Here is a 13,858-nt window from a genome sequence, read left to right on the forward strand (position 1 = left end):
TTTCCCCCAGTTAAAGTTAACAAGAGTGTAACGCTACGATAGCAGAAGAAAACTGCCATTATAGTGAGTGGTCATATAAGTTGATTAAGCGGTTATTTGAGGCGGTTAACGGTTTTAGCTGAATCCGAAAATCTGTTTAAGCGGTTTAAGGAAACGGCGTGATACAGGGACTTTTTTACCAGAATGAGTGAGTACTTCCGCGCCATTTTCTTGCATTATGATCTCGCTAATGGCATGGGGGGCGACGAGATATTGTTTATGGCAACGCACGAGTTCGGTTTTTTCCTCTAACACTTTTAAGGTTAAATGGGTATGAACATGCTCTTGGCTAGTCGCAACATGAATACCGGTCAGATCGCTAAAGGCAAATTCCACATTATCGACGTTGATCACTTTAAGGCGGTTACCGCAATAGCAGGGAACATGCTCTAATTGTGTGGGTAATACGGCAGTAAGGGAGCGTTGTTCTTGCTCTTTGCGGATGCGCTCTATTGTCGTTTGCAGCCTCGCTTCATCGATTGGTTTTAACAGATAGTCAAAGGCATGATTATCAAATGCCTTAATCGCATACTCGTCATAAGCCGTCACAAACACGACTTTAGGCATACTGTCAGGGTCGAGCATCGCGACCATCTCTAGCCCGCTAATTTTGGGCATTTGAATATCAACAAAAATCAAATTGGGTTTATACTTTGCAATAGATTGCATCGCTTCGATGGCGTTGCTGCATTGGCCAATAACATTGATATCTTGATGAACTGACAATAGGTCATTTAATGATTCTCTAGCAAACAATTCATCATCAATAATTAAGCAAGTGATCACGCTAATCTTCCGAGTGGGCAGTTGTTGATAAGGGTAATGTTATGGTTATACGAGTATAGCTGTCTTGTTCACATAATACCGCAACACCATATCCATTGCCGAAAAGGTTTTTTATTCTTTTATCGACGATAGACATTCCCAAGCCCGACTGATCTTTATCAGTCGATGTTTGATAAAGTCCGGCGTTATCTGTCACCGCTAATACTAATGACTCTTGTTGTACCCGACCTGTGACCTCGATTTCCCCGGGATCTAATAGATGGGAAGTGCCATGTTTAACCGCATTTTCGATGATAGGCTGCAGCGTAAATGCTGGTAATTTATAGTGATGTAATGACTCAGGAATACTAATTGTGACGCTGAGCCTATCAATGAACCGCGCTTTTTCAATGGTCAGATACGCATCAATATGTTCTAGTTCATCGGCCAAAGTGACAAGTCCGGTTGTACGTTTTAAGTTAATTCGTAAAAATTGCGCTAAATGTTGAATAAGCTTACGAGCCATCAATGGATCACGGCCGATGATGGCGGCAATGGTGTTCAGTGCATTAAACAGAAAGTGTGGGTTAACTTGAGCTTGCAATAATTTGAGTTCAGATTGGGTCAATAGACTCTGTTGTTGCTCATATCGACCGTAAAGAATTTGGTTTGACATTAACCGGGCAATACCTTCTCCTAATGTTTTGTTTATATTTAAAAAAAGCTTATTTTTAGGCTCATAAAGTTTAATGGTGCCAATGACTTCTGATTCACACCTAAGAGGAATGACCAAACTTGATCCTAAACGGCATTGAGCTGAAATTGAGCAGGCATAACTGGTTTCAACACCATCGGCAAACATCACACAATTTTGCTCAATGGCATCTTGAGTGATCTGTGATGAGATTGGTGTACCTGGAATATGATGATCGTCGCCTATGCCAATAAAGGCGAGTAGTTTCTCTTTATCGGTGATCGCAACAGCGCCAACATTGGTTTCTTCAATAATAATTTGTGCAACCTTGGTACTGCTTTCTTGATCGAAGCCTTTTGATAACACTCCAACACTGCGTTCTGCGATTTTGAGTGCTTTAGTCGAAAACGCTGACGAAAGCTTATCGAACATGGTTTTTTGATCTCTAACCATGCTCATAAAGAGCGCAGCTCCAATAGAGTTTACGAGTAACATTGGCAAAGCAATTTGTTTTACTAGTTCTACCGCATCAGCATAAGGTTTTGCGACCGCGAGAATGACGCCCATTTGCAGCATTTCCGCTGAAAAGGTCACAAGACAGACGAGTAGTGGGGTATAGACAAGCTCACTCTTGTTTATTTTCCTCAGATATAAGCCCACAATTCCGACTGACAGGCCTTCTAGAGTCGTTGAAATCGCACAGGCCAAATCGGTAAAACCGCCCATACTGTATCGATGTAAGCCTCCAGTGAGACCGACTAAGAAACCTGTAACAGGCCCGCCAAGCAGTCCGCCTAAAACAGCGCCCATGGCTCGGGTATTGGCAATTGCATCATTGGTTTGCTCGCCAAAATAGGTTGCCATAATGCAAAAGCCAGAGAAGATCAGATAGATATAGATTTTATGTGGCAGACGAGTGGCTGTCTCGGCAAACAGTTTGAACAGTGGGGTTTTACTCAGCAGATAGACAATAACCAGATATAAACACATCTGTTGAGTAAGCAATAATATGAGCTGCATTGTGAGCGAGCTTCCTAAAACCGTAATGCGTAATGGTTTGAGCATAGCACTGGCAAAGAATCGAGAACAACTGTTTGCAATGGGAATTAGATCAAAGTTTCAGTGCCAATTTTACGATATAAAGATTCAAATAAATTATATCTTTAAGAGGCGATATGTCAGATTCAATTCACGGTCATCAAGTGATGGAGTTAATGCTCTCTCTTGGTCGGGCAATATCCAAGCAAGAGTTAGAACAGCTTATGGCGAGTCACTTTGGGGAGCAAGCACGCTACCATACGTGTTCTGCAAGTGAGATGGATGCACAAGAGCTTATTGGTTTTTTAGAAGCAAGAGGGAAATTTATTGAATCATCAGATGGAATAGCAACGGCCGCAGACAAGATCTGTAACCATTAGCTAGTTTAGTCATGACTGTTTTCGATGAGCTGTTGCAGCTCATCTTTAGACATTTTTGCAAATTCAGTGATCATGATGCGGATAAGGCGAGATTTAGCCGCTTTATTGCTCTTGGATAATTGATTGAGCTGAGTGATGCTGCTTTCAGTTAACGTAAATGTGGCATGTTTAAAAATTTTGGTCGATTGCTTTTTCAAGCCTAAGATTTCGTTAGCTTTGTGTTTTTTCTTAGTTCGTCCAGCAAAGCCTGGTTGGCCAAATGCATAGTTATTGGCATCTTCGATAAATTCCTCGATGGTGAGTTTTTTTCGAGGTTTAGGTTTGCGGCGTTTAAGATCAGTTAAGCTCATAAGAATTTTCTGGTGGTATAGCAAAGAGTTCGTCTGCAATAGCGCGTATTTCGTTAGCGGCTTTACCGTTTGGCTCTATTTCCAGTACCGATGACCCCTGTTCTTCACTGTCATCATAGATATTGCGGCTAAAGGTGACATGATCTAAAACTCGTAGCCCAAAAGACTCTACAACTTCTTTTGCTTCTAGAATTCGCTTATATTGACTCGGGAGTGACGGACATTGGGTCATTACCACGGTAGCGACCATTTTAGGGTTAACCATCTTACATGTACTAAGCATATCTTCCATGTGGGGAAGGGTTTTCAAATCACGTCTTTTTGGTCGAAGCGGTAATACAACGTAGGTCGCTACAGACATGGCCGCACGCATAGCTAAGTTATCTTGACCCCCACAATCAACAATAACGTAATCAAAGCGTTCGTCTAGTCCCAATAAGTCATTGCGTATCTTACCGTACAGTTGAATACAGTTAATCGCTGGGAGGCTCGGGTCTTCATTACGTGCTTGTATCCAGTCTGATGTGGTGCGTTGCGGATCACAGTCGACCATTAACACATTGGCGTTATGTTTTTGGGTTATATGAACGGCAATATTTTGCGCCATACAACTTTTACCTGCACCTCCTTTTTCACCGCCTACAAGCAGAATCATACCGTTGTCTCCCTCGAATATATGCACTACGCTGAGCCAGATTAAGTGCTAATTAGTATAGATCAGAGTTACAGATATTGCTTAAACTCGTATAATTTAGTTACCTGAAATGATTAAATAATTTGTGCTGCTATATGAAAGCTTTGCTGCTTACATTCGTTGCAGCGACATACTTGGGCTTTAATGCTATTTTGTTTATCTGTATCGGGATTAAAGGTGATTTCAAGCAGTTCACCTATCGCAAACGGATTTTTGTATTCGATGAGTACCCCGCGACGAGCTAAATCGATACAAATTCCCTCATCTGTTTGATTTTTGCCGTTGGCGTCGATCCAAGAAACCAGGATTCTTTCGGCTTCCATATCTACTCGCAGTGACTTACGGCGTTCATCAACTTCTTCTTGGTGTTGGTCCATCAGATTATTCCTTCGTATAAATTTAGATACACGTAACCTTTTAAACTTAGCACAGTTTTACGTTGAAACAATGTCCTTTGATATACATGGAACTAATAAATATTTGAGCTTAATTCTTACTGGAATTAAGGTTAATCCAGCTGAATTTGGCTTAGTGCTATCACAAAGGGTTGTTCGTAGTTTAACTTAACTTAACTTTAAGGAGAGAGTAGCTAAAATGATTAGAGAGCACACTTAACGATCTTCAATCAGTAACTTCTATATAGTAATACGGCGCTGTATCAGCGCCGTATTTAGAGAATCAATAATCATCCTCTTTTCTAGGGTAGGGGAGTTTTAACTGCCCCCAGCGAATGACAATGACGGTGCCCGCCAATATCAATGTCGATACAGAAATAGCAAAGATTCGCCAATCATCCATGCCTTTCATGTCGAGAATTAAATATCGCGCTAAAGCTACAATAGCAATATAAAGCGGCATTCGAACTGGCAACTTTCCCGACTCTGCATAGTTAGCCACCATGGCAAGTACTTCAAGGTAGATAAATAATAGCAGTAGATCGGCAAGTGCCACTTCGCGTACTTTGATAATGTGGACAACTTCTTGGCCAATGGCGATGATCGTTGCAATAGCAATAATGATTAATACAAAATGTTCAACAGCTTTTAGGCTTTTGGATCCATATTGAATATAAAGCTTTCCCATGATCGGTCTCGTTAGTGTTTTTATAGATGGTAACAACAATTGGGCGGCACGCTAGCCGATGTTTGTGATTTCATTCACATAATGACTTAATGAGTGAGATGTTTACTATAAAGTTCATTAAATCTGGCGGTTTTGAGGTGGAATTACCATTCCATCATCCATTTGCCTTGAATTGAGTTGCCAAAAACACGCTGAATGGATCACTTTCTTATACTGCTTGCTCTTTAGTGCATTTTAGACATAAAAAAACCGCCACGTTGAACGGTAGGCGGTTTTCAATCGTCGCTGATTTAGCTTAACGCTTTAACGCTTCACTTAATAATGGACGGAAATTTTTCACTAATGATACGGTTGCTTTTGGCGTGCCAGCGATGATATTGCCAGAATTCATGTAGCCATGATTACCGGTAAAATCAGTTACCGTACCGCCAGCTTCACGAACAATAAGATCGCCTGCTGCGATATCCCATGGTTTTAGACCAATTTCAAAGAAGGCATCCATGCGGCCGGCTGCGACGTAAGCTAAGTCGAGTGCTGCAGAACCTGCACGACGTACATCGGCACAATTGCTGAAGGTTGAAGCAAATAGCTTCATGTAAGTTTCAGTGTGCTGTTTTGCTTTGAAAGGGAAACCTGTGCCGACGATCGCTTCGTTTAAATCATTTGCTTTAGTCACGCGGACACGGAAATCATTTAATTTAGCACCTTTACCGCGTACAGCAGTAAATAGCTCGTCACGAACAGGATCGTAAACGACTGCGACTTCAGTTTTGCCTTTATATTGAACTGCGATTGAAACCGCAAAATGTGGGATGCCTCTAACAAAGTTGTTAGTGCCATCCAAGGGATCTACAATCCACATATAGTCTTTATTTTCACCCTTATTTTCGCCACCTTCTTCGGCAACGATAGTATGATCTGGGTAAGACTTACGAATTTGATATGTAATGGCAGCTTCAGCTTCTTTGTCTACGTTGGTTACGTAGTCATTGATACCTTTAGCGGTAACTTCTACACGGTCAAGCTCTGTGTAGGCGCGCATAATCGTTTGGCCGGCAGCGCGAGCGGCGCGCACAGCAATAGTCTGCATCGGATGCATTACAATCCCCTGGATGTTAAAGAACAGATATAAATAATCGGCGCGTATTATACGAAATTTTCTGGTTATATCAAATAGAGATTTTTATATAAAGAATCTCAGTCCCCTGTGATACCATCAATGCCACTGTTCTATAGAAATAAATTAAAGTCTTTTCATGCTTAGCAATATTCGTGTAGTTCTTGTAGGAACCTCCCATCCTGGCAACATAGGCTCAACCGCTCGAGCTATGAAAACAATGGGATTATCAACATTATATTTGGCAGAACCTAAAGTGGCACCCGATGGTCATTCCGTTGCATTAGCAGCGGGTGCATCAGACATATTAAAACATGCCGTAACGGTTGACTCATTAGCCGATGCGATTGCCGATTGTAGTTTAGTGATCGCCACTAGTGCTCGCAGTCGTACTCTTGATTGGCCAATGCTAGACCCTCGTCAGGCGGGCGAAAAATTGGTTGGCTCAGCAGTCAATGGTCCTGTCGCCATCGTGTTTGGTCGGGAAAACAATGGCCTATCTAATGAAGAACTGCAAAAGTGTAATTATCATGTAGCGATACCTGCTAACCCAGAGTATACCTCGCTTAATTTGGCTCAAGCGGTACAAATTATCTGTTATGAAGCCCGCGTTGCTTTTTTAAATCAGACACCCGAGATGGTAGAAGAGGTTGAATATCCGCTGGCAAAAGAGCAAGAAAACTTTTTTGTTCACCTAGAGCAAACTTTGCTATCGACAAGTTTTATCGTTAAACAGCATCCCGGACAGGTGATGACTAAGCTGCGTCGTTTGTTCAGCCGTGCCAGGATAGAAAGCCAAGAGATGAATATTTTACGCGGTATTTTGACTTCAGTTGACAAGAAAGTGGCGTTAGCAGACAAATCGGCTCAAGATGCAAACACTGATGCGCTAAAGAAGGAAGATTAACTCCATGGGCGTGATATCCAGAATTAAAGATGACATTGAATCGATTTACCATAGAGATCCAGCGGCAAATGGTACGCTGGAGATTTTACTTAATTATCCAGGGATGCAAGCCATTTGGATCCATCGGGTAAGTCATAAATTATGGATACGTAAATGGTGTTTAACGGCAAGATGTATTTCAACTTTTGCCCGTTGGTTAACTGGAGTGGAAATTCATCCGGGTGCCACTATTGGTGATCGATTTTTTATCGATCATGGAATGGGAGTCGTTATCGGTGAAACCGCTGAAATTGGTAACGATTGTACCTTGTACCATGGCGTGACGCTTGGAGGAACGACTTGGCAAGCGGGCAAACGTCATCCAACGCTTGGGAATAACGTTGTTATTGGCGCTGGCGCGCAAATATTGGGACCGATCACCATGCACGATGGTGCACGTGTTGGCTCAAATTCAGTAGTGGTTAAAGAAGTTCCCAAAGACACCACAGTAGTCGGTATTCCTGCAAGAGTGGTCGCTAAACCGACAGAAAAGTCAAAAGAACATGCTCAACGGCGAACTGAAATGGCTAAGAAGTATGGCTTTGATGCTTACGCTGTATCGCCCGATAATCCAGATCCTGTTGCTAATGCAATAGGTCAGATGCTCGATCATATGCATTTGATGGACTCTAAAGTTCAAGAGGTATGTCAGGCGGTAAGAGGCATGGGCGGAAGTGTTTGTACTGAGCGCTTGCCTGAACTTGAAGTTGGTGATTTTAGCGATGTAGAACAAGCCGCTGCTGAAAAGCGCCAAAGTGCAATTGATGAGTTCGATCCCATTATTTAGCCAATTAGTGAGATTAATTGCATTTCAGCGTTGAATCTTGGTAATGAAACGGGTTAAATACCCCACCAAAGAAGCTGGGTATTTGTTCTTTCGTTATCGGCTCAAATACTTGACTAATTTACTTGGGTTAATACTTGACTAAAATACTCGGGTATGGTTGAATTGACCTAAGCATTTTAGAGAGCAGTGGTAGCTATGAAACTAACTTCAAAAGGTCGGTATGCGGTAACGGCAATGTTAGACGTTGCAATGCATTCTACATCGGGCCCAGTGCCATTAGCTGACATCTCCGAACGTCAGGGGATATCTCTGTCCTATCTTGAGCAACTCTTTGCTAAATTAAGAAAACATGGATTAGTGTCAAGCGTAAGAGGCCCAGGTGGTGGATATCGCCTAGGTTTTGACGCTTGTGATATCTCTGTTGGTATGGTGGTTCGCGCAGTCGATGAATCAGTTGATGCGACCCGCTGTCAAGGTTTAGGTAATTGTCAAAGTGGTACGCGTTGTCTTACGCACTCACTTTGGGGCGATTTAAGCAAACAGATTTCAGATTTTTTGAATGGGATCAGCTTAGCTGGATTGATGAACAAAAGAGACGTTCAGTTTATCTCTATCAAACAAGATCAGATACAACAGGAACAAAGAGTAACGGCATAAGTTAACTTTGTTATTTATATTTTTTATTTGTACGTGGTAAGTGGTTGCTATGTGACCCAAAGTACGGAGTGTGAGATGAAGCTTCCTATTTATTTAGATTATGCTGCAACAACGCCAGTTGACCCTCGTGTTGCAGAGAAAATGATGCAATGTTTAACAATGGATGGCATTTTTGGTAACCCCGCATCGCGTTCGCACCGTTACGGATGGCAGGCTGAAGAGGCGGTGGATATTGCTCGTAACCAAATTGCTGAACTCATTAACGCTGACCCAAGAGAGATTGTCTTTACATCAGGCGCAACTGAGTCTGATAACTTAGCGATTAAAGGCGTTGCTCATTTTTATCATAAAAAGGGCAAGCACATCATCACCAGCAAAACCGAGCATAAAGCCGTGCTTGATACCTGTCGCCAGCTAGAGCGTGAAGGTTATGAAGTCACTTACCTCGAGCCCGCAGCTAACGGTATTATCCCGCTGGAGAAAATTGAAGCGGCAATGCGTGAAGACACTATCCTATTGAGTCTTATGCATGTGAATAATGAAATCGGTGTGATCCATGACATCGACGCAATCGGCGAATTATGCCGCGCGAAGAAAGTCATTTTCCATGTCGATGGCGCACAAAGTGTGGGTAAATTACCTATCGATTTGCAAAAGACTAAAGTCGATTTGTTATCAATCTCAGCCCATAAAATGTATGGACCTAAAGGGATTGGCGCACTTTATGTTAGCCGTAAGCCACGTATCCGCTTAGAAGCTGCCATGCATGGTGGTGGACATGAACGTGGTATGCGAAGTGGAACGTTAGCGACCCATCAAATTGTTGGGTTGGGTGAAGCTGCAGCGATTGCCAAAACGGATATGGAAAGTGATAACGCGCGCATTCGTCGCTTACGTGACAGATTGTGGGACGGTATCAAGCATATCGAAGAAACGTATATTAACGGTGATGTAGAGCAAAGATATTGTGGCAGCCTTAATGTTAGCTTCAATTTTGTTGAAGGCGAATCATTAATGATGGCGCTAAAAGATCTTGCAGTTTCCTCAGGTTCAGCCTGTACATCAGCGAGTTTGGAGCCAAGCTACGTGCTTCGAGCTTTAGGATTGAATGACGAAATGGCGCACAGTTCAATCCGTTTCTCTATCGGTCGTTTTACGACTGAAGAAGAGATTGACCATGCGATAGAGACCATTACGAAGTCTATTGGTCACTTAAGGGAGATGTCTCCACTTTGGGAGATGTTCAAAGATGGTGTCGACTTATCTAAAGTTCAATGGGCACATCATTAATCCGACTAATAAACGAATAGAGCGAATGGAGCAGAATCATGGCTTACAGTGAAAAAGTAATAGATCATTATGAGAACCCACGTAACGTAGGTTCATTTGATAAAAACGACCCATCAGTAGTAACTGGCATGGTTGGTGCACCAGCATGTGGCGATGTGATGAAGTTACAGCTTAAAATCGACGAAAACGGTATTATCGAAGATGCTAAGTTTAAGACTTATGGTTGTGGTAGCGCGATAGCGTCAAGCTCGCTGGTAACTGAATGGGTTAAAGGCAAAACAGTCGATCAAGCGCGAGCGATTAAAAATACGGATATTGCTGAAGAGCTTGCATTACCGCCTGTTAAGATCCACTGCTCTATTTTGGCAGAAGATGCGATTAAAGCAGCGTTAGAAGACTATAAGTCTAAGCACGAGCAGTAATATTCGGAGTTAAAATGGCAATAACGATGACTCCTGCGGCGGCTGAAAGGGTAAAAAGCTTTTTAGCTAGCCGTGGAAAAGGTATTGGATTACGTTTGGGGTTAAAAACCTCTGGATGTTCAGGTATGGCTTACGTACTTGAGTTTGTAGATGATCTGAATGCCGATGATGAAGTGTTTGATATTGATGATGTTAAAATCATTATTGATGCGAAAAGCTTTATTTACCTACAAGGCATTGAGTTGGACTTCATCAAAGAAGGTCTTAACGAAGGTTTTCAGTTCAATAATCCTAACGCAAAAGGGGAGTGTGGCTGCGGCGAAAGCTTTACAGTCTAACTACCGAATCTAAATACATGAACTACTTTGAGTTGTTTAGTTTAGCGCCAGTATATGATATCGATACTGTCCAGTTGTCAGACCGCTATCGCGATCTGCAAAGGACTGTTCATCCAGATAAATTTGCCAACGCCAGTGAGCAGGATAAGCGCATTGCTGTTCAGCGAACGGCGCAGGTAAATGATGGATACAACACGCTAAAACATCCCATTTTACGTGCTGAACATATGCTCAGCCTGAAAGGCATTGATCTGAGACACGAATCCACAACGGTTAAAGACACCCAGTTTTTAATGCAGCAGATGGAATGGCGTGAGGCTCTTGAAGATATTAAACACTCAGATGATCCTGACGAATTAATCGATCAATTACACCACTCTTTTTCTGACTATCAAGCTCAGATAACGTCACAAATGAGTCAACTGATCAGTAGTGACCAGCCTAATGCGTTGCAAGACGCAGCAGATCTTATACGTAAGATGAAGTTTATGGCAAAATTACAAGATGAACTCGCCAGAGCCGAAGATGCCCTTTTTTAGGTGCGATTAATTGTTGATTGGCTCAATATTTATTGAGCCTTTATTTTTTTAAGTTGGATAGATATGGCACTTTTGCAGATTGCTGAACCCGGACAAAGCGCAGCGCCCCATCAACACAGGTTAGCTGTAGGTATCGATTTAGGTACAACCAACTCTTTAGTGGCCGCAGTGCGCAGCGGTGTGGCCGATACCTTACCTGATGAAGCACACAAACATGCATTAGCATCGGTTGTGCGCTTTACTGAAACAGGCGTACAAGTCGGTGTCGAGGCAGAGCGTTATTCGGCTCAAGATCCGTTAAATACTGTCGTGTCGGTCAAACGGTTCATGGGCCGCAGTTTAAGTGATATTCAAGCTCAAGAAACCTCTTTGCCTTATGAGTTTTCTGCAAGCGAAAATGGATTACCACTTTTTAACACCGCTGGCGGTCAGTTTAATCCGATTCAAATTTCAGCCGAAATTTTAAAGCCTTTGGTAGAGCGAGCAGAAAAAACCTTAGGCGGTTCACTTGAAGGCGTAGTGATCACTGTACCAGCCTATTTCGATGATGCTCAGCGCCAAGGAACAAAGGATGCCGCGGGTCTATTAGGTATCAAGGTGTTGCGTTTGCTTAATGAGCCTACCGCTGCTGCGATTGCCTATGGACTCGATTCAGGTCAAGAAGGGATTATTGCTATCTATGATCTAGGTGGTGGTACCTTCGATATCTCCATCTTGCGTCTGAACAAAGGTGTATTTGAAGTCATGGCAACGGGTGGAGATTCTGCTCTAGGTGGCGATGATTTTGATTATGAGTTAGCAAAGCATCTACAACAGAGCTGGAACTTAGACAGTTTAACGTCTCAAGAGCGGCGCGCCTTGTTAATTGAAAGTCGCCGCGTTAAAGAACAACTAACATCAGATGATAGTGTGGTTGCGAAACTTGTGCTTGCAGACGGAAAGTCGTTTGAGTTGGAGGTGACTAAGGCGCAGTTCGATGAGATTATCGCATCACTGGTTAAAAAGACCATTGCAAGTTGCCGACGTGCGCTGCGTGATGCAGGAATTAAGCCTGACGAAGTGCTAGAAACCGTGATGGTGGGTGGTTCTACTCGTGTACCTTTGGTGCGTGAAAAAGTAGAAGCATTTTTCGGTAAAACACCACTAACCTCTATCGACCCTGATCGCGTAGTGGCGATTGGCGCGGCGATTCAAGCAGATATTTTAGTGGGTAATAAGCCTGAATCTGATCTGTTACTGCTTGATGTTATTCCACTCTCTTTGGGTATCGAAACCATGGGGGGCTTAGTTGAAAAAGTCGTATCGCGTAACACCACTATTCCAGTTGCTAGAGCACAAGAGTTTACTACCTTCAAAGATGGCCAGACTGCGATGGCATTTCATGTTGTCCAAGGTGAACGAGAGTTAGTGGCTGATTGTCGCTCGCTTGCCCGCTTTACCTTAAAAGGTATCCCTCCAATGGCGGCTGGTGCTGCCCATATCCGGGTGACTTTTCAGGTGGATGCAGATGGTTTGCTTAGTGTTACCGCAATGGAAAAATCTTCAGGTGTTCAATCGACTATTCAAGTGAAGCCGTCCTTTGGTCTTACCGATGAAGAGATTGGTACTATGCTAAAAGATTCTATGGCTAATGCTAAAGATGATATTGAGCGCCGTATGCTGGCCGAACAGCAAGTAGAAGCCGCCCGTGTTTTAGAGTCATTATCGGCTGCATTAACTAAAGACAGTGAACTGTTAACCGCCGATGAAGCGCTAGAGATTGAAAAAGGTATGGCACATCTTGCGCAAACAGCAGCGGAGGGTGATGTTGATGCGATTGAAAAAGCGATTGAAGCACTCGATGACGCGAGTCAAACTTTCGCAGCAAAACGTATGGATAATTCTATTCGATTGGCACTTAAAGGTCAGTCGGTTGACAATATATAGGTAACGATATGCCGCAAATAGTTTTTTTACCCCATGAAGAGTTATGTCCTGATGGGGCGGTAGTAGAAGCACAGCAAGGCGAGACCGTTTTAGATGTCGCGCTGCGCAACGGTATTCATATTGAGCATGCGTGTGAAAAGTCATGTGCTTGTACGACATGTCATGTGATTATCCGTGAAGGGTTCGACGCGTTAGAAGAGAGTGACGAGCTCGAAGATGATATGCTTGATAAGGCTTGGGGTTTAGAGCCTGAGAGTCGATTATCATGTCAGTCTCGTGTGCCAGATTGTGATTTGGTTGTAGATATTCCTAAATACACCATCAATATGGTTAGCGAAGGGTAAGAGCGACCCTAAACGTGAAGTAACAGCCAGTCTAACGACTGGCTTTTTTGTATGGGAAATTTTTATACGCGAATTTACGGGTAAAAAATAGCGCAGAGACTATGCTGAAGGCTATGAAGTCGTTATTTTCATGGAGTAGATGATGAAGTGGATAGATTCTCTCGATATTGCGTTATCGCTATTAGAAGCGCATCCTGATGTCGATCCAAGTCAGGTTAGATTTACCGATTTGTATGATTGGATTGTCGCACTTGAGGAATTTGATGACGATCTTGACCATTGCAATGAGCGAATTTTGGAGGCAATTCAGCTCTGTTGGATCAACGAGTACGATTAGCAAGTACTTCAATACACGTTTTTACTCTAAAAGTATGAGTTGGTTCGCCATAGGGAATGGTCTCAATGAGACTAATCTCTCGTTAGTCATGCTTTAAAGGTAGGTTTTTACC

At 42.8% G+C, this 13,858-nt stretch carries 18 protein-coding genes; 11 read left to right on the plus strand and 7 right to left on the minus strand.

The genetic code is table 11. The annotated features are described in order from the left end of the window. Positions 1 to 114: 114 nt before the first annotated feature. Together btsR and K0I62_RS07880 are read right to left on the minus strand one after the other, a co-directional pair. On the minus strand, positions 115 to 825 hold the full coding sequence (gene btsR / locus K0I62_RS07875) for a two-component system response regulator BtsR (RefSeq protein ID WP_220070908.1): 711 nt from the start codon (positions 823 to 825) through the stop codon (positions 115 to 117). Position 826: 1 nt separating this feature from the next. Further along, positions 827 to 2,518 carry a sensor histidine kinase gene (locus tag K0I62_RS07880; RefSeq protein WP_220070909.1) on the minus strand — a complete coding sequence of 564 codons (1,692 nt, stop codon included), beginning with the start codon at positions 2,516 to 2,518 and terminating at the stop codon, positions 827 to 829. 155 nt (positions 2,519 to 2,673) lie between these two features. Between K0I62_RS07880 and K0I62_RS07885 the strand changes: the two genes are divergently transcribed. Then, entirely contained in the window at positions 2,674 to 2,916 is a 243-nt protein-coding gene (locus tag K0I62_RS07885; protein WP_220070910.1) for a YecH family metal-binding protein, read from the plus strand. 5 nt (positions 2,917 to 2,921) lie between these two features. On the opposite strand, the gene K0I62_RS07890 is transcribed toward K0I62_RS07885, so the two are convergent. From K0I62_RS07890 to suhB, 5 genes are all read right to left on the minus strand, one after another. Next, a complete protein-coding gene (locus tag K0I62_RS07890; protein ID WP_220070911.1) occupies positions 2,922 to 3,266 on the minus strand; it encodes a replication protein RepA in 345 nt (114 codons plus the stop codon). Next, positions 3,253 to 3,921 carry an AAA family ATPase gene (locus tag K0I62_RS07895; RefSeq protein ID WP_220070912.1) on the minus strand — a complete coding sequence of 223 codons (669 nt, stop codon included), beginning with the start codon at positions 3,919 to 3,921 and terminating at the stop codon, positions 3,253 to 3,255. The genes K0I62_RS07890 and K0I62_RS07895 overlap by 14 nt, the downstream gene beginning before the upstream one ends. 113 nt (positions 3,922 to 4,034) lie before the next feature. Beyond that, positions 4,035 to 4,337, minus strand: coding sequence for a PilZ domain-containing protein (locus K0I62_RS07900; protein ID WP_220070913.1), 303 nt, complete (start codon positions 4,335 to 4,337; stop codon positions 4,035 to 4,037). A gap of 301 nt (positions 4,338 to 4,638) precedes the next feature. After that, positions 4,639 to 5,043: a phosphate-starvation-inducible protein PsiE gene (locus K0I62_RS07905; RefSeq protein WP_220070914.1), complete on the minus strand. Its 405-nt coding sequence runs from the start codon at positions 5,041 to 5,043 to the stop codon at positions 4,639 to 4,641. Positions 5,044 to 5,338: 295 nt separating this feature from the next. Next, positions 5,339 to 6,142, minus strand: a complete 804-nt coding sequence (gene suhB / locus K0I62_RS07910; protein WP_220070915.1) for an inositol-1-monophosphatase — start codon at positions 6,140 to 6,142, stop codon at positions 5,339 to 5,341. A gap of 157 nt (positions 6,143 to 6,299) precedes the next feature. On the opposite strand from suhB, the gene trmJ reads away from it, so the two are divergent. From trmJ to iscX, 10 genes are all read left to right on the plus strand, one after another. Further along, a complete protein-coding gene (gene trmJ, locus K0I62_RS07915) occupies positions 6,300 to 7,067 on the plus strand; it encodes a tRNA (cytosine(32)/uridine(32)-2'-O)-methyltransferase TrmJ (protein ID WP_220070916.1) in 768 nt (255 codons plus the stop codon). A gap of 4 nt (positions 7,068 to 7,071) precedes the next feature. After that, positions 7,072 to 7,893 (plus strand): serine O-acetyltransferase, encoded by an 822-nt coding sequence (gene cysE / locus K0I62_RS07920; protein WP_220070917.1) that lies wholly within the window; start codon positions 7,072 to 7,074, stop codon positions 7,891 to 7,893. Positions 7,894 to 8,088: 195 nt separating this feature from the next. Beyond that, complete coding sequence (iscR, locus tag K0I62_RS07925; protein WP_220070918.1) at positions 8,089 to 8,550, plus strand: Fe-S cluster assembly transcriptional regulator IscR; 462 nt, start codon at positions 8,089 to 8,091, stop codon at positions 8,548 to 8,550. A gap of 75 nt (positions 8,551 to 8,625) precedes the next feature. Further along, entirely contained in the window at positions 8,626 to 9,840 is a 1,215-nt protein-coding gene (locus K0I62_RS07930; protein ID WP_220070919.1) for an IscS subfamily cysteine desulfurase, read from the plus strand. Positions 9,841 to 9,878: 38 nt separating this feature from the next. After that, a complete protein-coding gene (iscU, locus tag K0I62_RS07935) occupies positions 9,879 to 10,262 on the plus strand; it encodes a Fe-S cluster assembly scaffold IscU (protein WP_220070920.1) in 384 nt (127 codons plus the stop codon). 14 nt (positions 10,263 to 10,276) lie between these two features. After that, positions 10,277 to 10,600 carry an iron-sulfur cluster assembly protein IscA gene (iscA, locus tag K0I62_RS07940; RefSeq protein WP_220070921.1) on the plus strand — a complete coding sequence of 108 codons (324 nt, stop codon included), beginning with the start codon at positions 10,277 to 10,279 and terminating at the stop codon, positions 10,598 to 10,600. Positions 10,601 to 10,617: 17 nt separating this feature from the next. Further along, positions 10,618 to 11,139, plus strand: coding sequence for a co-chaperone HscB (gene hscB, locus K0I62_RS07945; RefSeq protein WP_220070922.1), 522 nt, complete (start codon positions 10,618 to 10,620; stop codon positions 11,137 to 11,139). Between the two features lie 63 nt (positions 11,140 to 11,202). Next, positions 11,203 to 13,065, plus strand: coding sequence for a Fe-S protein assembly chaperone HscA (gene hscA, locus K0I62_RS07950; RefSeq protein ID WP_220070923.1), 1,863 nt, complete (start codon positions 11,203 to 11,205; stop codon positions 13,063 to 13,065). Between the two features lie 8 nt (positions 13,066 to 13,073). After that, positions 13,074 to 13,409, plus strand: a complete 336-nt coding sequence (gene fdx / locus K0I62_RS07955; RefSeq protein ID WP_220070924.1) for an ISC system 2Fe-2S type ferredoxin — start codon at positions 13,074 to 13,076, stop codon at positions 13,407 to 13,409. A 142-nt stretch (positions 13,410 to 13,551) separates the two neighbouring features. Continuing rightward, entirely contained in the window at positions 13,552 to 13,746 is a 195-nt protein-coding gene (iscX, locus tag K0I62_RS07960) for a Fe-S cluster assembly protein IscX (protein ID WP_220071315.1), read from the plus strand. Positions 13,747 to 13,858 lie beyond the last annotated feature (112 nt).

This window comes from Shewanella psychrotolerans, assembly GCF_019457595.1.
Taxonomy (GTDB): domain Bacteria; phylum Pseudomonadota; class Gammaproteobacteria; order Enterobacterales; family Shewanellaceae; genus Shewanella; species Shewanella psychrotolerans.